Annotated in this window: 18 protein-coding genes; 17 read left to right on the forward strand and 1 reads right to left on the reverse strand. The window is 49.0% G+C overall.

What is annotated here, in order from left to right; genetic code table 11:
- Nucleotides 1–246: 246 nt before the first annotated feature.
- The 12 genes from QZV31_RS04065 (at nt 247) to nrdR (ending at nt 13,132) form a co-directional block, all read left to right on the forward strand.
- Nucleotides 247–1,734, forward strand: coding sequence for a UDP-N-acetylmuramoyl-L-alanyl-D-glutamate--2,6-diaminopimelate ligase (locus QZV31_RS04065; RefSeq protein ID WP_295358401.1), 1,488 nt, complete (start codon nt 247–249; stop codon nt 1,732–1,734).
- Nucleotides 1,731–3,098, forward strand: coding sequence for a UDP-N-acetylmuramoyl-tripeptide--D-alanyl-D-alanine ligase (gene murF / locus QZV31_RS04070; protein WP_295358402.1), 1,368 nt, complete (start codon nt 1,731–1,733; stop codon nt 3,096–3,098). The genes QZV31_RS04065 and murF overlap by 4 nt, the downstream gene beginning before the upstream one ends.
- A 107-nt stretch (nt 3,099–3,205) precedes the next feature.
- Nucleotides 3,206–4,195: a phospho-N-acetylmuramoyl-pentapeptide-transferase gene (gene mraY, locus QZV31_RS04075; RefSeq protein ID WP_366508688.1), complete on the forward strand. Its 990-nt coding sequence runs from the start codon at nt 3,206–3,208 to the stop codon at nt 4,193–4,195.
- Nucleotide 4,196: 1 nt separating this feature from the next.
- On the forward strand, nt 4,197–5,561 hold the full coding sequence (gene murD, locus QZV31_RS04080; protein WP_295358406.1) for a UDP-N-acetylmuramoyl-L-alanine--D-glutamate ligase: 1,365 nt from the start codon (nt 4,197–4,199) through the stop codon (nt 5,559–5,561).
- A gap of 121 nt (nt 5,562–5,682) precedes the next feature.
- Complete coding sequence (murG, locus tag QZV31_RS04085; protein ID WP_295358407.1) at nt 5,683–6,795, forward strand: undecaprenyldiphospho-muramoylpentapeptide beta-N-acetylglucosaminyltransferase; 1,113 nt, start codon at nt 5,683–5,685, stop codon at nt 6,793–6,795.
- Nucleotides 6,796–6,848: 53 nt separating this feature from the next.
- Entirely contained in the window at nt 6,849–8,234 is a 1,386-nt protein-coding gene (gene murC / locus QZV31_RS04090) for a UDP-N-acetylmuramate--L-alanine ligase (protein ID WP_295358409.1), read from the forward strand.
- A gap of 14 nt (nt 8,235–8,248) precedes the next feature.
- Nucleotides 8,249–9,190: a D-alanine--D-alanine ligase gene (locus QZV31_RS04095; protein WP_295358411.1), complete on the forward strand. Its 942-nt coding sequence runs from the start codon at nt 8,249–8,251 to the stop codon at nt 9,188–9,190.
- A 15-nt stretch (nt 9,191–9,205) separates the two neighbouring features.
- Entirely contained in the window at nt 9,206–9,976 is a 771-nt protein-coding gene (locus tag QZV31_RS04100; protein ID WP_093730658.1) for an FtsQ-type POTRA domain-containing protein, read from the forward strand.
- Between the two features lie 180 nt (nt 9,977–10,156).
- Nucleotides 10,157–10,924, forward strand: coding sequence for a DUF881 domain-containing protein (locus tag QZV31_RS04105; protein ID WP_295358413.1), 768 nt, complete (start codon nt 10,157–10,159; stop codon nt 10,922–10,924).
- A complete protein-coding gene (locus tag QZV31_RS04110) occupies nt 10,921–11,250 on the forward strand; it encodes a small basic family protein (RefSeq protein ID WP_093730656.1) in 330 nt (109 codons plus the stop codon). Before QZV31_RS04105 ends, QZV31_RS04110 begins: the two co-directional genes overlap by 4 nt.
- Before the next feature lie 101 nt (nt 11,251–11,351).
- A complete protein-coding gene (gene ftsZ / locus QZV31_RS04115; RefSeq protein WP_093730655.1) occupies nt 11,352–12,554 on the forward strand; it encodes a cell division protein FtsZ in 1,203 nt (400 codons plus the stop codon).
- A gap of 101 nt (nt 12,555–12,655) precedes the next feature.
- A complete protein-coding gene (nrdR, locus tag QZV31_RS04120) occupies nt 12,656–13,132 on the forward strand; it encodes a transcriptional regulator NrdR (protein WP_093730654.1) in 477 nt (158 codons plus the stop codon).
- 65 nt (nt 13,133–13,197) lie between these two features.
- On the opposite strand, the gene rpsT is transcribed toward nrdR, so the two are convergent.
- Nucleotides 13,198–13,461 carry a 30S ribosomal protein S20 gene (gene rpsT / locus QZV31_RS04125; protein WP_093730653.1) on the reverse strand — a complete coding sequence of 88 codons (264 nt, stop codon included), beginning with the start codon at nt 13,459–13,461 and terminating at the stop codon, nt 13,198–13,200.
- Between the two features lie 177 nt (nt 13,462–13,638).
- On the opposite strand from rpsT, the gene lepA reads away from it, so the two are divergent.
- From lepA to QZV31_RS04150, 5 genes are all read left to right on the forward strand, one after another.
- The gene (gene lepA / locus QZV31_RS04130; RefSeq protein WP_295358416.1) at nt 13,639–15,444 is read left to right on the forward strand and encodes a translation elongation factor 4; all 1,806 of its coding nucleotides are present in this window, start codon (nt 13,639–13,641) and stop codon (nt 15,442–15,444) included.
- Nucleotides 15,445–15,536: 92 nt separating this feature from the next.
- Complete coding sequence (locus QZV31_RS04135) at nt 15,537–15,815, forward strand: hypothetical protein (RefSeq protein WP_295358418.1); 279 nt, start codon at nt 15,537–15,539, stop codon at nt 15,813–15,815.
- A 21-nt stretch (nt 15,816–15,836) separates the two neighbouring features.
- Nucleotides 15,837–16,085 (forward strand): Nif11-like leader peptide family RiPP precursor, encoded by a 249-nt coding sequence (locus QZV31_RS04140; RefSeq protein ID WP_295358419.1) that lies wholly within the window; start codon nt 15,837–15,839, stop codon nt 16,083–16,085.
- Between the two features lie 198 nt (nt 16,086–16,283).
- Nucleotides 16,284–17,315: an NAD(P)/FAD-dependent oxidoreductase gene (locus QZV31_RS04145; RefSeq protein WP_295358421.1), complete on the forward strand. Its 1,032-nt coding sequence runs from the start codon at nt 16,284–16,286 to the stop codon at nt 17,313–17,315.
- A 107-nt stretch (nt 17,316–17,422) separates the two neighbouring features.
- A complete protein-coding gene (locus QZV31_RS04150; RefSeq protein WP_295358423.1) occupies nt 17,423–17,824 on the forward strand; it encodes a (deoxy)nucleoside triphosphate pyrophosphohydrolase in 402 nt (133 codons plus the stop codon).
- Nucleotides 17,825–17,908: the final 84 nt, after the last annotated feature.

Genomic DNA, 17,908 nt, shown 5'->3' on the forward strand with positions numbered 1-17,908 from the left:
CCTTTACTTTTAAGGAAACGCTGATTCATTCGTCTGCACGCTGACCGGTGCTTTTTGTGACTGATTGCGTCAATGTCCCTCAACGTAGCTACGGCTACGCTTTCGGGCCATTTCCTTGCCAGCCGCAAAAAGCCCTCGGTCATCACACAAACTCATTAAATCAGCGTCTCCTTAAGGGATACTGTGGAACCGGGAGGATAAAAACAACCGGATACAAACTGAATTTCCGAAAAGGGGGATTTGATTATGCAGAAGCAATTGCGGCAATTGATTGATCTGCTGCCGGAAGCCAATGTAATAGGAGGTGCGGATAAAACCATTACGGATATCACGGCAGATTCCCGCGTTGTGCAACCGGGTAGTCTGTTTATCGCGTTAAAGGGTGTCCATGTAGATGGTCATACATTTCTTTCCAAAGCAGCGGAAGCCGGAGCAGCGGCTGCGCTGGTGGAAGATGTCCCTTCCGAAATTCCTGAAGGGCTCACGCTGTTGCAGGTTAAGGATGTCCGCGAGGCGATGGAAATCGTTGCGCCGTTCTTTTTTGATTACCCCGGTAAAACCATGCGCATGATCGGTGTGACCGGAACCAACGGTAAGACTACCAGTACCAATATCATCCGACAGGTATTGAAAAGTGCAGGCTATAAATGCGGCATGATTGGAACCATCAACGTATTGATTGACGAGGAGTCCGTCGTGTCCCACAATACCACACCGGATGTGGTCGATCTGCAGAAGTTTTTATATCGTATGAAAGAAGCGGGCTGCCAGTACGTGGTGATGGAAGTTTCCTCTCACGCGTTGGCGTTGAAACGTGTAGCCGGTATTGAATATGATACGGCGGTGCTGACCAACATAACAGAAGATCATCTGGACTTTCATAAAACCATGGAAGCCTACCGGGATGCCAAAAGCCTCCTGTTTGAACATTTGACGGATGGTGAAAAATCAAACAAAACGGCGGTGTTTAATGCGGACGAACCGGCAAGTAAGATTATTGAAGCGCGGACGAAAGCGCCTTATCTTACCTATGGCATGGGAAAAGAAAACGATATCTGTCCGATTGCGTACGAAGTGGGAGCCAAAGGCATGCATCTGTGCCTGCATACGCCGGCAGGGGATATGGATCTGCACCTAAACATTACCGGCAAGTTCAATGTTTACAACGTTATGTGCGCGGTAGGCGCGTTACTGGCAGAAAAAATAGATAAATCGGAAATTGAAAAAGTGCTGAACGGTTTTGCCGGGGTGCCGGGTCGTTTCCAATTGGTGGAAGCAGGACAACCGTATACGGTAATCGTGGATTACGCCCACACGCCGGACGGGCTGGAAAATGTGCTGAATACGGCGCGGCTGATTACCAAAGGCCGTCTTTGGGCTGTGTTCGGCTGCGGCGGCGACAGGGATAATAAAAAGCGCCCCATTATGGGAGGCATTGCCCTGCAGTTAGCGGATGACGTGGTTGTAACGTCGGATAACCCGCGAAGCGAAGATCCGGAAAAGATCATCGACCAAATCGAGGTGGCGTTGAAACCGGTGCCGGAAGGGAAAACGGTAACAAGAATTGCGGACCGGAAAGAAGCAATCCACTATGCGCTGGCCCATGCAGGTGACAACGACGTAATCATGATTGCCGGCAAGGGACACGAAAACTACCAGATACTGAAAGACAGAACCATTCATTTTGATGATAAAGAAGTAGTAGAAGAATACTGGAAAGGAAAACAGGCATGATTACATTACAGGAAGTTGTAGCCGCTACGGGTGGCAAATGCACCTTTACGGGGAATTTGGATTTTACCGGTATCAATACAGATACACGTACCATTAAAAAGGGCGAATTGTTCATCGCACTGAAGGGTGAGAACTTTGACGGTCATGCCTATGCGGGAAAAGCAGCGGAAAGCGGAGCGGCAGGAATTCTCGCTTCCCGGAAGGTGGACGTGGAAGGGATTCCGGTGATTTATGTCGAAGACACTTTAAAAGGGTATCAGGATATTGCCCATGCGTACCGCATGAAATTTCCCAGTCTGAAAGTTGTGGCAATCACCGGTTCCAACGGCAAAACCTCAACGAAGGACATGGTGGCGACAGTATTGGCTTCCCGATATAACGTTGTGAAGACCCAGGCAAATTTCAATAATGAAATCGGTTTGCCCCGTACATTGTTGGGAATTCAGCCGGATACGGATATCGCGGTGGTGGAGATGGGTATGCGTGGCCTGGGCCAGATCAAAGCCATGTGCGCCATTGCCCGCCCGGATGTGGCCGTCATATCCAACGTGGGTTCTACCCATGTAGGAGAACTGGGTAGTCTGGATAATATTGCAAAAGCGAAAAGTGAAATTCTGGAAGATTTGCCGTCTGATGGTTTTGCGGTACTGAATGGGGATTTGCCCAGAGTACGTGCCATGGAGAAAAAATTGCATACCGGCGTAAGCTGGTTTGGGTTTACCGAAGCAGATGATGTGCGGGCAGAAAATGTAGAGATTACGGCGGACGGAAGCCGTTTTATCTGCAAAACGGCGGACGGTTCGGCAGAGTTTTTTATCCCGCAAATCGGCGAACATAATGTAATGAATGCCTTATCGGCTATTGCAGTAGGCAGGCATTTTGGTGTACAATTAAATAATATAAAAACTGCATTGCAGGGAACGGTACTGACTGGGAGTCGGCAGGAACTGCTTCATTTTGGAAGTTATACCGTGATTAACGATGCGTATAACGCCAGCCCTGCTTCCATGGAGGCGGCCTTTGCCACGCTGGCAAGACTGAAGCAGAGCGCGCAGTCACCCTGCCGTACCATTGCGGTGGTGGCGGATATGCTGGAACTGGGCGACACCGCTGCGGAAGCACATCAAAGTGTGGGACGTATGGCAGCCAAAGCAAAAACTGATATCCTGTTAGGATATGGGGAAGAAACAAAAGCAACGGTGGATGCAGCTGCGGCGGAAGGCGTTCCGGCTTTCCATTTTGCAGACCGGCAGGGCGCGGCTAAAAAGCTGACTGAAATCCTGAAGCCGGGAGACATTGTGTTGCTGAAAGGTTCTCATTCCATGCAGGTGTCGGGAATCATTGACCTGGTTTTTAAAAAGTAAGAGGTAAATTGTTGCAGGATTCACAGAACAATTATTTGTAAATTGTCTGGGAATGCCAGGAATATATGATATTTCCTGCAAATATCTTGGAAAGTATGGTGTACAGTATGGATGTTACGGGCATGCAAGTCCTGGGGGCGTTATTTACCGCCCTGGTTGTATGCGCAGCGTTGGGACCGGTGATAATCCCGGCGCTTCATAAATTGAAGTTTGGGCAGAGCATTCGTGACGTAGGCCCGGCCAGTCATATAAAAAAAAGCGGCACGCCGACCATGGGAGGCATCATGATGCTGTGCGGTTTGTTTATCGCGATGCTGGTCTGGAACCGTTTTACGCCGCTGATCATAATTGCATTTGTGCTGACATTCGGGCATGCACTGATCGGTTTTCTTGACGATTATATCAAGGTTGTAATGAAGCGGAATCTGGGTCTTACTGCAAAACAGAAACTGGCCCTGCAGATTGCGCTGGCAATGGCGTATATTTATTATGTGGAGCAGCATGCGGGAGCGTCCGGAACGGATTTATGGATTCCGGGAACCGCTGTTACGATTCATACGGGCTGGCTGTATTACGTACTTGTACTGTTGCTTCTGGTAGGAACCACAAATGCGGTAAATCTGACGGACGGATTGGACGGACTGGTTTCCAGTGTCAGCATACCGGTTATGCTGACATATTCGTATATAGCCTGGCAGGCAGGCGAAGGGGATCTATGTCTGTTTGCGGCAGCCGTTTTGGGTAGCTGTCTGGGCTTTCTCGTGTGGAACCATCATCCTGCCAAAGTGTTTATGGGGGATACCGGATCCCTGGCATTAGGCGGTGCAGTGGCGGCATTGGCATTGCTGACTCATACAGAGATTCTGTTGGTTATCATAGGCGGCTTATATGTCTGTGAAGCGCTGTCAGTGATAATCCAGGTTGCATATTTCAAGCATACCGGAGGAAGAAGAGTTTTCCAGATGACGCCGATCCATCATCATTTTGAACTGGGCGGCTGGAAAGAAACGAAAGTCGTGGCGGTATTTACCCTGGTCAGCTGTGTTTTCTGTCTGGCCGGCATAGGGTTATGGTTCTTGGGAAAGGGTGGCATGTAATATGTCCGGAATAGAAAAAGTAATGGTATTTGGCGCCGGCATCAGCGGAAAAGGTGCGGCTATGGAACTGGCGGATCAGGGGAAGACTGTTTTCCTGTATGACGATATGCCGAAGGACCTGGAACCCGAACTGACGGAGATGCTGGCGCGGAAGGGCGGCGGATTTGTCAGCGGCAATATCGAAGAAATCCTTCAACAGGTGCAGCAGATCATTTTATCGCCGGCAGTCCCATATAATCTTTCCGTTTTGCAGAAAGCAAGGGAAAACGGTATCGAGGTAATTGCGGAAATCGAATCGGCCTGGCGTAATTATACAGGGCATATGGTTGCCATAACAGGAACCAACGGGAAAACCACAACCACGACGCTGGTTGGTGAAATGCTGAAGACGCTGCCGGTGAAAACTGCGGTTGGCGGGAATATCGGCCTGGCCCTTTCCAGAGAAGTAAAAGGACTGGATGAGAACAGCTGGGTTGCGGCGGAAGTTTCCAGCTATCAGTTGGAAGGCATTAAAGATTTTCGCCCGGATGTGGCGGCAATCCTCAATCTGACGCCGGATCATATGGAACGTCATAAGACCATGGAGGAATATGCCCGTTGCAAACGGAATATCTTTGCCAACCAGACTGCAAAACAGATTACGATTTTGAACTATGACGATCCGGAAGTCCGTACATGGGGGAAGTATTCGAAAGGTACGTTATGTTATTTCAGCCGTAAGGCGGTTTTACCGGAAGGCGTTTATATGAAAGACGGCAGTTTTTTCATTAATTGGAAAAATGCTGTGAAAGAAATCTGCCACAAGGATGAACTGCGAATTTTTGGCGCCCACAATGAAGAAAATGTGCTGGCGGCAATTGCCTGCGGCTTTTTTGCCGGAGTGACCCCGGAAAAAATGCGGGAGACGTTGCTGGGATTTAAGGGCGTAGAACATCGTATCGAGTATGTGACGACGATTCATGGCGTTCCGTATTACAATGATTCCAAGGCGACCAATACAGATTCCGTAATCAAGGCGTTGGAAGCGTTCCCCAGCGGACACATCATTCTGTTGGCCGGAGGGCATGATAAAATGACCCCGTTGGGCCCCATGATGTATCTGATCCGGGAAAAGACAGACCTGTTGATTTTACTGGGCGAGGCAAAGGAACGCTTTTATCAGGCAGCAATGGCAGCTGGTGTAGAAAACATCATGGTAGTGGACACGTTTAAAGATGCTGTCGATGCGGCGTATGCTCATGCCAAAACGCCCCAGGTGGTGCTGTTGTCGCCGGCCTGTTCCTCTTTCGATATGTTCCATGATATGGGCGAACGGGGACGCTATTTTAAAAAGCTGGTAACAGATTTAAAGAAAAGCGCTGACTGACTGTTCTTATTCCAAATGAGCCGTACAGGAATAAACCGGACGGCTTGCAGGCATGGTCATCAGTGTTGCCTTAAACAATACAGACTGCCTTTACAGGCAGCAGAATGGAGACAACTGTCAGATGAAGATCATCGTATCCGGCGGTGGCACCGGTGGACACATCTATCCGGCGCTTACCATTGCGGATACTATAAAAAAACTGTATCCGGACGCGGAAATACGTTTTGTTGGCACGACCCACGGATTGGAAAAGGATCTGGTGCCCCGTGCGGGTTATCCCATTGATTTTATTGATGTGCAGGGTTTTAAACGCAGCCTGAGCGCGGATACGTTCCGTTCGGTTTATAAGCTGTTCACCGGGCTGGGGGATGCAAAAAAGCTTTTGGATACGCATAAGCCGGACCTGGTTATCGGTACCGGCGGCTATGTTTGCGGTCCAATCGTATTCCTGGCGGCGATGAAGGGGATTCCGACCTGTGTGCAGGAACAAAATGCACTGCCGGGTGTGACCAACAAGATTTTATCGTATTTTGTAAAAACGATTTTTCTCGGATATAAGGAAGCGGACAAGTATTTTAAAGGAAAAGCGCAGAAGATTTTTACGGGAAATCCGATTCGGGAGGAGATTTTAAGCCATACACGCTGGGAAGCATTGCGGTTTTTCCAGCTGGATGTCCAAAAAAAGACCATCCTGATTACCGGCGGGAGCCTGGGTGCTGCGTCTTTAAACAAAGCAGCGTTTCAGTTGGAAAAGGAACTGTCCGGCAGAGACGATGTGCAGGTTCTGCATGCCACCGGGAAAAATCATTACGAAGCATATAAAAAGCAAATTGAGGAAGCCGGTGGGTTCCAATCGAATATTCGCGTTTCTCCCTATTTATACGATATGCCGATGGCGCTGGCGGCGGCTGATCTGGCGGTGTTTCGGGCCGGGGCGATCGGATTGGCAGAACTGACTGCCCGGGGCATCCCTTCTATCCTGGTTCCCTTTCCGTATGCAACGGCCAACCACCAGGAGTTCAATGCCAGGGCATTAGAAGCAGCCGGTGCGGCGCTGGTGATTTTGGACAGGGAACTGAACGGGGATATACTGCAGGAAAAAGTGGAACGGCTTCTGCAACACGACGAAGAATTACGGCAGATGAGGCTTGCCGCAGGCAGGGCCGGACGGCCTGAAGCTGCCGTGGATATTGCAAAACAGGCAGTTGCTTTGATTAATACAAAGAAACGCTGATTACGCACAGAGAACTAATTGGCGGTTCCAAAATGAAGGCGGAGGTAAAGCAGATGTTGGACAAGTACAGACATATCCACTTTATCGGTATCGGAGGAGCTGGGATGAGCGCATTAGCCTATGTGCTGGTGAAACGAGGCTTTGATGTGACAGGCTCTGACCTGCAGGCCGGCCATATGGCGTATGAACTGGCAGAGGCAGGCGCTTTGGTTTATATGGGGCATGACGAATGCCAGATAGAAGGGGCGGAAGCGGTCGTTGTTTCCACGGCGATTCCGAAGACGAATCCGGAACTGGTGGCGGCCCGTGCAAAGAATATTCCTGTTTTGCATCGCAGTGATGTGCTGATGGCGCTTTTGAACGGAACCGGAACGAAAGGGGTTGCTGTGGCAGGGGCGCATGGCAAGACGACGACCAGCGCTATGATCGGTGTAATTGCAGCGGAAGCCGGTATTGATCCCACGGTCGTGATCGGCGGCGATGTTGCGGCATTGGGCGGTAATGCGCGCAATGGGGAAAGCGAATGGGTCGTGGCGGAAGCGGATGAAAGCGATGGCTCTTTCTTAAAATTTTTACCTTTTATTCCTGTCATTACCAATATTGAAGACGATCATCTGGACCACTACGGGACGGAAGAAAACATTTATCAGGCCTTCAAAGAATATCTTTCTCATATGAAAGAAGGCGGCACTGCCGTGTTGTGCCTGGATAACGCAAAGGTGCGCCGCCTGTCGGAAGAAACGGAGCACGATTATGTTACCTACGGACTGACGGAAGATTGCGATTATTATGCGAAAGATATCTGTTACAGCGTAGAAGGTACAAACTATGACGTGTATAATAAGGGCAAAAAGCTGGCGTCCGTGCATCTCATTGTGCCCGGCCGGCATAATGTGTTAAATTCGCTGGGGGCATTTGCGGCCTCTGTGCTGATGGGGATTTCCCCGGAAACGATTGTAGGTGCGCTGGCGAAATTTTCCGGAGCCAAGCGTCGCTTTGAAACCAAAGGGAAAGAAAACGGAATATGGGTTGTTGACGATTACGCACATCACCCTACGGAAATCGGCGCCACGCTGCAGGCTGCGAAGGAAACCGGGGCCAAACGGATCGTATGTGTATTCCAGCCCCACAGGTACACCCGCACGAAACTGCTGTATGAAGAATTCTGTAAATGCTTCGGTAACTGTGACAAGTTGATCCTTACGCACATTTATTCTGCCGGCGAGGATCCGATACCCGGTGTCAGCGGGAAAAATCTTGCGGAATCGATCAAGGTCACGACCGGGAAAGATGTAACGTATATTGACAGTTTTGCACGGCTGGAAGAGTATCTGTTCAAAAACTGCAAACCGGGCGACCTGGTTATTACCATGGGGGCCGGCGATGTGTTCCGGATTGGGGAAGAACTGGTAAAAGAATTTCGGCAAATTGAAAAATAGAATGGGGAAATACTATGGATAAAGACATTACGGTAGCCGTCGTTATGGGCGGGCCTTCAGCGGAAGAGCAGATATCACTGTCCACGGGGCATGCTATGGCAGAAGCATTACGCGGCAAAGGGTATCAGGTAAAGGAGATTCGGCTGGTACCGCATAATTTTTTCGAGCAGGTAAAGGAAAGCGGTGCTGACGTGGTGGTAATTGCCGTACACGGTTTATATGGCGAGGACGGAAGACTGCAGAGCGCGCTGGAGATGATGGGGATTCCCTATACAGGCTCCGGAGTGCTGGCCAGTTCCCTCAGCATGAATAAGCTGGCTGCTAAACGGGTATTCCTTGGCAGCGGTATTCCTACTCCGGATTATATTTTCCTGCATCGGAGGAACCGCGGAAAGCAGGATATGATCAAGGCAATCACGGACAAGTTCTCTCTGCCTGTTGTTGTTAAACCGGTATCCCAGGGCAGTTCTCTGGGGGTTACCATTGAAAAAGACGTTTCCGGACTTCAAAAAGCTTTGGATGAAGCGTTCCGGTATGATGAAGAAGTGCTGGTGGAGCAGTATATTGCGGGACAGGAAACCTCTGTGTGCATGATCCGCCGGAAAGACGGAACGGTTAAAGTCTGGCCGGTTGTGCTGATTCATCCTCATGCCGAGTGGTACGATTTCAATGCCAAGTATTCGGTGGGCGGCGTGGAACATCTTGTACCGGCGCCGTTGCCGGAAGAAATAATACAAAAGCTGAAAGACATTTCTGTCAATGCTTATGAGGTACTGGGCTGTTCCGGCGTAGCCCGTACAGACTGTATGATCGACAAGGATGGAAACTGTTATGTGCTGGAGATGAATACAGTTCCCGGTATGACACCGACCAGTCTGGTACCGGATGCGGCAAGGGCGGATGGCACGGACTTTGGCGAGTTGTGTGAAATGATATTGGAAACCGCGCATTTATAAGGAAATGTTGGTCAAATGAGTTCTTCTCATGAAAAATTGCAGGAAGACCGCCGCCGCAGACGGCTGGACAATATAATATGGCTTTTGGGGCTCCTTATTTTTGCGGTTGCTGCAGTGGCAGGCTGGAATCATATACACCGGCCTGACTTTGCATTTGGCGATATTGTGATTCATGGAAGCAAACAGTTTACCCGGGGAAAAATCCTGCAGATGGCAGGATCCGGGGAGCCGGTTAATTTGTTTCGGGTGTCAAAGAGTAAAATTGTAACGGCACTGCAGGGGGATGTCAGAGTAGAGAGCGCAGAAGCGCATTATGATTTTCCTTCCACCCTGAATGTTTATATCAAAGAGCGCCAGCCCGTTCTATACGTGGTAACGGATTACGGTAACTATGCCAAAGTGGATAAGACGGCGCTGGTCATGGATATGACAGATGGAATCAGGGATGCGTCGATTCCCCGCCTGGCCGGTGTTGCCTGTGGCAATGCCTTTATTGGGGATACGCTGCAGAATGATACGATCCGGGAAGTGTTGCAGTTTTTGGATAAACTGAAGCCGGACGCAAAAGAACAGATTGCAGACCTGAGCGTAGATGCGGAACACAAACTGATTATCCATATGCGGTATGGCTTTCCGGTGATTTTAGGGCCTGTGAACGAACTGGCCGGGAAAGCGGAACTGTTTATGACAGTATTTAACGAGATAAAAGGGAAAAAAGTGCAGGTTGAATATATGGATTTGCAATACACCAAGCCTTTCGTCCGTTTGAAAAATCCGGAACGGTAAAGAAAAATACTGTAAATGTTGACAGGTTTGTAGTATAATATAGCAGAAGTAAACTGCAATAATGCCTGGCGTCTGCACAGGCTTGCAGAAAAGAGGATATTACGGATGATAACAGCAATCAATAAACATACCAGAATATTAATTTTTCTGGTATGTATTATTTTGGGATTTATGATCACGATGCAGCTGAAGTCTCATAACCAGTACCAGAACCTGGCAGTGCAGCGTGCAGAAGATCTGACGGTTCGGCTGAAAGAGGTACAGGAAGACCGGGACAAGCTGGTCAAAGAACTGGATGAGTACCGGGCAGGCCGTATCTCGGGTGCGGCAAAAAAGGAAATGGACGAACTGAAGGCCCGGGCCGGTGAAACCGAAATGGAAGGGAAGGGGATTGTTTTTACCCTTGATGACAGCAAACAGGCTGCCAAGGCTGGGGAGAACAAAAATCTTTACATCATACACGACGATGATCTGCTGCGCGTAGTCAATGAACTGCGTTCTGCCGGCGCGGAGGCAATTTCCCTGAATGGCCAGCGACTGATCGGCTCCAGTGAAATCCGCTGTGTCGGTCCTACGGTCCTTGTGAATGAAAGAAGGCTGGCAGCGCCTTTTGTGATTTCAGCGATCGGGAATCCCAAGACGCTGGAGAGTTCCCTGAAGCTCCGGGGCGGCGTCATTGAAAACTTTAAATTCTGGGGTATTAAGGCCGATATTGTACAGTCGGATAAAGTCAGGATCCCTGCTTTTCAGGGAAAACGAACTTTTGAGTTCGCAAAAATGGTAACCGAAGAAGAGAAGAAAGAAGATAATAAAGAAACCGTGCAGGCTGCTGAAAATAAAAAGGAAACTGCCGGAAATGCGCAAGCAAAGGATAACAAAGTAACTGCGGATGCAGGTAAGGAACAGCCGGCAGACCGGCGGAATAATGCCGGAGGTGGCGCCCAATGATCTATGCAATAATCGGTCTGGTCTTCGGTATTATAGGCGGCATTCTGACTCCGGGGTTTGTGCCTAAAGTGTATGCACCGTATTTTTCTGTGGCGCTGATGGCGGGTCTGGATACCGCCTTCGGGGGATTACGCGCGGCGATGGAGGGAGACTACGATAACGTGGTGTTCCTGTCAGGCTTTCTTGTTAATATTATGTTGTCTGTTTTTTTCTGCTATGCGGGCATCATGATGGATATCGATTTTTATATGGTTGTCATCCTGGTATTGGGCATGCGTATCTTTAATAATCTGGCTATTATCCGGCGGCTGTATCTGAAGAAATAATTGTGAATTTTTTTGTTAATGTGTCTGAATGTACTTTTTTATTTTTGTATAGAATGTTATAATAACAATAGGTAGTATTATGAAGCAGGGGGAAACCGAATATGTTTGAAGATATTTTGAATAGTCCGGATAGTTCCGGAATTGTTCCTGAGACGTTGGCAAAGATTAAAGTTGTTGGTGTAGGCGGGGGCGGCAACAATGCCGTAAACCGCATGATCGTTGCCGGATTGCAGGGCGTGGATTTTATTTCGGTGAACTGTGATGCGCAGGCGCTGTTGCTTTCCAAAGCGCAGAACCGCATTCAGATTGGTGAAAAACTGACCAAAGGATTAGGCGCCGGCGCCAATCCCGAGATTGGACAGAAAGCGGCGGAAGAATCCAGAGAAATTATAATCGAGCAGCTGCGGGGCGCCGATATGGTCTTTGTAACCGCAGGCATGGGCGGCGGTACAGGAACCGGTGCAGCTCCCATCGTTGCAGAATGTGCCCGGGAGGCCGGCGCGCTGACTGTTGGTGTAGTTACCAAACCGTTTTCTTTTGAAGGCAAGCGCCGGATGAATCAGGCGGAAGCCGGTATCGTTACGTTAAAGGAACGCGTTGATACACTGATCACCATTCCCAATGACCGTCTGTTACAGGTGATTGATCGCAGGACCAGTATGATAGATGCGTTCCGTATTGCGGATGATGTATTGCGTCAGGGCGTTCAGGGCATTTCCGATTTAATTTCCGTGCCCGGTCTGATCAACGCCGACTTTGCGGATGTTAAGACGATTATGTCCAACGCAGGTTCCGCATTGATGGGTATTGGTACCGCCACAGGCGACAACGGTGCAGTGGCTGCAGCGGAAGCGGCGATTAAGAGCCCGTTACTGGAAGCCTCCATTGAAGGCGCAAGGGGTGTACTGTTCAATATTACCGGCGGTAAGGACCTGTCTCTGTTTGATGTTACGGAAGCTTCCAACATCATTACAGAAGCCGTGGATCCGGATGCCAATATTATCTTTGGCGCGGTTATCGACGAAAAACTGGATGATGAGATCCGCGTGACCGTTATCGCAACCGGCTTTAACGGAAAGAATCCGGCTTTATATCCGGAAAAAACCGGACAGTCTACAATTAAGACTCCCGGATGGAACACTCCTCGTCAGCGCGGCGGTGCAACGGAAGTTAAAGCGAATCCTCCTAAACAACAGGCTGTTGCTGATACTCCGGCAAAAGAGGAACCGTCCCACGGCAGTATTATTACTGGATTTCCCAAAGATCCCGGAAATGATATCCCACCCTGGATGCAGAGTCGCTGATTGATTTCATAAAACGATGCGGCAGTGAGAAACTGCCGCTTTGTTATATCTGTTACTGACGTTGTTCTGTTGTTTTCTGTGGATGAAAGGAATGTGTACTTATGAGATGCCCGTTTTGCTCGTTTGAAGACAGTCGCGTCGTTGATTCCCGTTCCGTTGAAAATGGCGCATCGATTCGTCGCCGCAGGGAATGCCCCCAATGCAACAGGCGTTTTACTACATACGAGAAGTATGAAGAAACGCCGCTGGTGGTCAACAAAAAGGACGGAAGACGGGAACTCTTTGACAGCTCGAAATTGTTTAACGGTTTGCTGAAAGCGTTTGAGAAACGTCCCGTATCTGTGGAAACCATTCAGGATATGGCCCATGAAATCGAACGGGAGCTGCGCCTGAAAGGGGAATCGGAAGTGACCAGCCGGGAAATCGGAGAGCTGGTAATGGAGCATCTGGAAAAGACGGATCAAATCGCTTATGTCCGTTTTGCTTCTGTGTATCGGCAGTTTGCAGATGTGCAGAACTTCATGCAGGAACTGCAGCGGATCATGGCAAACAATAAGTCGGAAGAGGCGAAGAAGTAAATTTGCATCGATTCAGGCAACAAAAAAACCTGCTTACTCAGTAAGCAGGTAATTTTTTTGTGCTGTTATTCAGCGGCGTTTACTTTTTTGGCCAGTTTAGATTTTTTGCGGGCGGCGGCATTTTTGGAAATAACACCGCTCTGTGCCGCTTTATCCAGCAAGCTGGAAGCTTTCTTTAAAGTAACTTCGGCTTCCGCTTTATTTCCTTCGGCAACCTGTGCTTCTACTTTCTTAGCAGCAGTACGAACTGCGCTCTTTTCAGCTGCGTTCTTGGCGCGACGTTCTGCGTCGGTCTTTACGCTGCGGATAGAAGATTTAATGTTAGGCAATGGATTCACCTCCTACTTTAACTTTTACCATAGTATTTTACCACGTGAGTTTAGTTTATGCAAGATGATTTTATAATTACGGAAATAATTCTTTTACAAAAAATGAATATCGTATATAATAACTAAGAAATACTAATTCAGATTATAGAAAGGAACGGCGTAAGCCGTAAAAAATACATGCAAAAAGACCACATTCGCAACTTTTCAATTATTGCCCATATCGATCATGGCAAATCCACGCTGGCCGACCGGCTCATTGAGATGACCGGTACCCTGTCCAAACGGGAAATGGAAGAACAGATCCTGGACTCCATGGACCTGGAAAAGGAACGGGGCATTACAATCAAGGACCAGGCGGTGCAGAGCATCTATCGTGCCAAAAATGGCGAAGACTATATGCTGAATTTTATTGATACCCCCGGTCATGTTGATTTCAATTATGAAGTGTCCCGTGCGCTGGCAGCCTGTGAAGGGGCGTTGCTGGTCATCGACGCCAGTCAGGGCATTGAGGCCCAGACGCTGGCCAATACGTACCTGGCGTTAGATAATAATCTGGAGATCATTCCGGTCATCAATAAGATTGATCTGCCCAGCGCCGACCCGGATAAGGTCCGGAAAGAAATAGAGGACGTTATCGGCATTGACGCCAGCGAGGCGGTGCTGTGCAGCGCTAAGACCGGGGAAGGCGTAGATGAAATACTGGAAGCTATCGTCCAGCGGATTCCTGCTCCGGAGTGTGATGACGACAAACCGTTAAAAGCCTTGGTGTTTGATTCCAAATTTGATTCCTACAAAGGCGTGCTTTTATATTTGCGTGTCTACGACGGAACGATCCGAAAAGGCATGAAAATTGAGATGATGGCTACCGGTGCCACCTACGAAGTAACGGAAGTAGGCGTGTTTAAACCGGCACCGGTGAACGTGGATGTGCTGCGGGCCGGTGAGGTAGGTTTTCTGGCGGCCGCCATTAAAACGGTAGGCGAGGCCCGGGTAGGCGACACGGTAACGGATGCCAACCATCCGGCCGGGGAACCGCTGCCCGGTTACCGGAAAGCTACGCCGATGGTGTTCTGTGGATTGTATCCGGTGGAAAATACGGATTATGACAATTTGCGGGATGCTTTGGAAAAGCTGCATTTGAATGACGCGTCACTGCTGTTTGAGCCGGAAACGTCTACTGCGCTGGGCTTTGGTTTCCGCTGCGGATTTCTGGGCCTGCTTCACATGGATGTCATCAAGGAACGACTGGAACGGGAATACAAACTGGACCTGATCACTACGGCGCCTAACGTTGTGTATCAGATTAATAAAACCAACGGGGACATCGAGCTGGTGGATAATCCCTCTGCATTTCCGGATCCGACTGTGATTGCAGAGGTTGCAGAGCCCTACGTTACAGCGACGATCATCGTTCCAAAAGATTACGTTGGCGCTGTAATGGAACTGTCACAGGAAAAACGGGGCGAATACCAGAACATGACCTATCTGGACGAAGATCGCGTCATGATTCATTATTCACTGCCCCTGTCCGAAATTATTTACGATTATTTTGACCGCCTGAAAAGCTGCAGCCGGGGTTATGCTTCCCTGGATTACGAATTGGCCGGCTATAAGCCCAGCGATCTGGTGAAAGTAGATATTTTGCTGAACGGCGACCAGGTTGACGCGTTATCGGCCATTGTGCACCGGGAGAATGCCCAGGTACAGGGCCGGCGGCTGGTGGAACGGCTGCGGAGCCTGATCCCCCGTCAGCAGTTCGCCATTCCCGTACAGGCGGCTATCGGCAATAAGGTCATCGCCCGGGAAGATGTGGCGGCGCTGCGCAAAGACGTGCTGGCTAAATGCTATGGCGGCGATATCACCCGGAAACGCAAGCTGCTGGAAAAACAGAAAGCCGGTAAAAAACGCATGAAGCAGGTGGGCACGGTAGAGCTGCCTCAGGAAGCGTTCATGGCGATTTTAAGCATGGAGAAAAAGAAATAAAAAAGTAATTCTTTAAGTGTCAATTTTAACGTATCAGTTTTGTATATATAATAAAGGGTTTCATAGTTTTGTGGTTTGGGAGGGATTTTACTATGCCAATCAACAAGGATGTAATCACAAAAGAAATGTTTTTAAAAGCTTTGCAATGTAAGACTGCAGACGAATTGATTGCGTTAGCCAAGGCTGACGGAATCGAATTGACGAAAGAGGAAGGAGAAGCCTACATGGCGGAATTGGCTGACGTCGAATTGGATAAGGATATGCTGCAGAAGGTTGCCGGTGGCGTCTGCTGGGATAACTGCCCGACGGAAGGCCAGTGCGGACATCATGTCTGTGGTACCGTAGGCTGGGAAAATTTCAAGGGATGCTGACGGATTGAGAGGTAAGATGATATGGCAATCAACAAAAATGAAATCACAAAAGAAATGTTGGAAAAGGCTATGCAGTGCAAAACAGCGGAAGAGTTAATAGCGCTGGCAAAGGCTGAAGGCATTGAGGTTACCAAAGCTGAGGCAGAAGCATATCTGGCGGAGTTGACCGACGTTGAGCTGGACGATAAAGTGCTGAAGAAGGTTGCCGGCGGTGGCTGCTGGAATTGTCTGGATGATTGCGGGGTCGATACTTGTCCTTGCAGGGATTAGGTAAAGTACCCTCTGGTTAAGTCATACAAGTCCCGATTTGCAAAAAGTGAAAAACGGCGAACTGTCAATGACAGATTGCCAAAACAAAAGCTGTCAATGACACTTTGCAACAGCCGTGGACTTTTCTGCGGCTGTTTTGTTCATATTTGTCGTGCATGTTGAAACGTTATGCAGGACTCAACTATGTGGGGGCTGGTTATGAAACGAATTCGTGTTGATTTTTTGATTGTCGGGGCCGGGCTTGCCGGTTCTGTCGCAGGATTTTTGCTGAAAAAGGCCGGCGCTGATGTGCTGGCCCTTGAACTGCTGGACGCGAAGACTAAGGAAAAGCTCTGCGGCGGTATCATGAATAAAAGGGCGCTTACGCAGGTTGCGGAGGTGTTTGGCGAAGGCTGCATGGATACATTGCGGCCTATGCATATCGAAAAAGTATGGGACCGGTATGCAGGGCTTGAAATACTCATAGAGTCGGATGTTTATTACGCCTTACCCCGCAAACGTCTGGACGATTACTGCCTGGAACGGTATCTGCAATCGGGCGGAATGCTGCAGGACCGGACGACGGTACGCGAGATCGATGACAGCGCCGGCGTTGCCATATGTGCCGATCTTCGCACCGGGGAGACGTTCGAAGTTGAATTTGGCCGCATCATTGGAGCGGACGGAGCCATGTCGGCAGTACGCCGCCTGCTTACCGGAAGAAACCAGCGGGTTGGGATTACGCTGGAAGGAGTGGTTCCGCTGATGAGTCGGGACGGAGTATTTGAATATCTTTCCCGGGAGGTGGGATACAGCTGGTATATTCCACGGGGAGAGGATGCCGTTGTTGGCTGCGGCAGTTATCCCGGCAATGCGGAAATTTGCCGGGAAGGGATGAATTCACTTTGCCGGGGTCTGCAGATAGAAGAACCGCGTTGTGTGCGCGGAGCAGCTATCCCCACGGGAGACGACACGTTGTTGGAATACGGCAGGCAAACCTGTTTTGTGGGAGATGCTGCCGGTCTGATTGCAGCATCCTCCGGGGCAGGAATCGAACTGGCAGTAACGTCGGCGCGACTGTTGTCCGAATCGCTGCTGAACGGAAATTCCTATACAGAAGCCATGAAACCCAAAACGGATTATATTGCGAGGTTGGCTCAGGATGCAAAGAAAAGTTACTTTGTGTACCGGTTTTTCATTATGCGTAAAGGAAGACCCGCAAAGCCGTTTGTTTCTGAAAAGACGCGCTGAAAAATGCAGCTGCAGTTTTACTTCGCAAAGTTTTTAATGATATAATTATTAAAAATCCATCAGCGTCAATCTGGATGAATCTGTCTTGTTTATATAAGAAAACACACATGAAAACAATAAGAGTTGTTGCTGCAGTAATATGCGATTCTATTTGTGAAAAGAAGAAAATATTTGCTACGGCAAGGGGCTATGGCGATTTTAAAGGCCAGTGGGAATTTCCCGGCGGAAAGATCGAAGAAGGAGAAACTCCGCAGCAGGCGCTTGTCAGGGAAATCTGGGAAGAACTGGAAACAAAGATTACAGTAGGAGATTTGATCACCACAATTGAATATGATTATCCTGCATTCCATTTGTCCATGGATTGTTTTTGGTGTGAGGTTGCGGAAGGTGAACTGAAATTGTTGGAAGCGGAAGAAGCCCGGTGGCTTACAAAAGATACACTCTTTGATGTTGAATGGCTTCCGGCTGACATAACCATAGTGGAGGAGATTAAAAAGCAATTAAAGTAATTCTTTATTCAGATGCTTCAATATGATAATGCAGGCAAACTGAATCATTATATAAAGACAAGAAGCGAAAAGGATGATAGCAAT

The sequence above is a fragment of the uncultured Succiniclasticum sp. genome, assembly GCF_902793885.1.
GTDB lineage: Bacteria > Bacillota > Negativicutes > Acidaminococcales > Acidaminococcaceae > Succiniclasticum.

Coding starts and splice junctions, on each gene's coding strand:
- QZV31_RS04095 (WP_295358411.1), top strand. CDS start 8,249: ATGGATAAAGACATTACGGTAGCCGTCGTTATGGGCGGGCCTTCAGCG.
- QZV31_RS04110 (WP_093730656.1), top strand. CDS start 10,921: ATGATCTATGCAATAATCGGTCTGGTCTTCGGTATTATAGGCGGCATT.
- nrdR (WP_093730654.1), top strand. CDS start 12,656: ATGAGATGCCCGTTTTGCTCGTTTGAAGACAGTCGCGTCGTTGATTCC.
- QZV31_RS04135 (WP_295358418.1), top strand. CDS start 15,537: ATGCCAATCAACAAGGATGTAATCACAAAAGAAATGTTTTTAAAAGCT.
- QZV31_RS04145 (WP_295358421.1), top strand. CDS start 16,284: ATGAAACGAATTCGTGTTGATTTTTTGATTGTCGGGGCCGGGCTTGCC.
- QZV31_RS04105 (WP_295358413.1), top strand. CDS start 10,157: ATGCAGCTGAAGTCTCATAACCAGTACCAGAACCTGGCAGTGCAGCGT.
- murG (WP_295358407.1), top strand. CDS start 5,683: ATGAAGATCATCGTATCCGGCGGTGGCACCGGTGGACACATCTATCCG.
- murF (WP_295358402.1), top strand. CDS start 1,731: ATGATTACATTACAGGAAGTTGTAGCCGCTACGGGTGGCAAATGCACC.
- lepA (WP_295358416.1), top strand. CDS start 13,639: ATGCAAAAAGACCACATTCGCAACTTTTCAATTATTGCCCATATCGAT.
- QZV31_RS04140 (WP_295358419.1), top strand. CDS start 15,837: ATGGCAATCAACAAAAATGAAATCACAAAAGAAATGTTGGAAAAGGCT.
- QZV31_RS04065 (WP_295358401.1), top strand. CDS start 247: ATGCAGAAGCAATTGCGGCAATTGATTGATCTGCTGCCGGAAGCCAAT.
- mraY (WP_366508688.1), top strand. CDS start 3,206: ATGGATGTTACGGGCATGCAAGTCCTGGGGGCGTTATTTACCGCCCTG.
- QZV31_RS04150 (WP_295358423.1), top strand. CDS start 17,423: ATGAAAACAATAAGAGTTGTTGCTGCAGTAATATGCGATTCTATTTGT.
- murC (WP_295358409.1), top strand. CDS start 6,849: ATGTTGGACAAGTACAGACATATCCACTTTATCGGTATCGGAGGAGCT.
- QZV31_RS04100 (WP_093730658.1), top strand. CDS start 9,206: ATGAGTTCTTCTCATGAAAAATTGCAGGAAGACCGCCGCCGCAGACGG.
- murD (WP_295358406.1), top strand. CDS start 4,197: ATGTCCGGAATAGAAAAAGTAATGGTATTTGGCGCCGGCATCAGCGGA.
- ftsZ (WP_093730655.1), top strand. CDS start 11,352: ATGTTTGAAGATATTTTGAATAGTCCGGATAGTTCCGGAATTGTTCCT.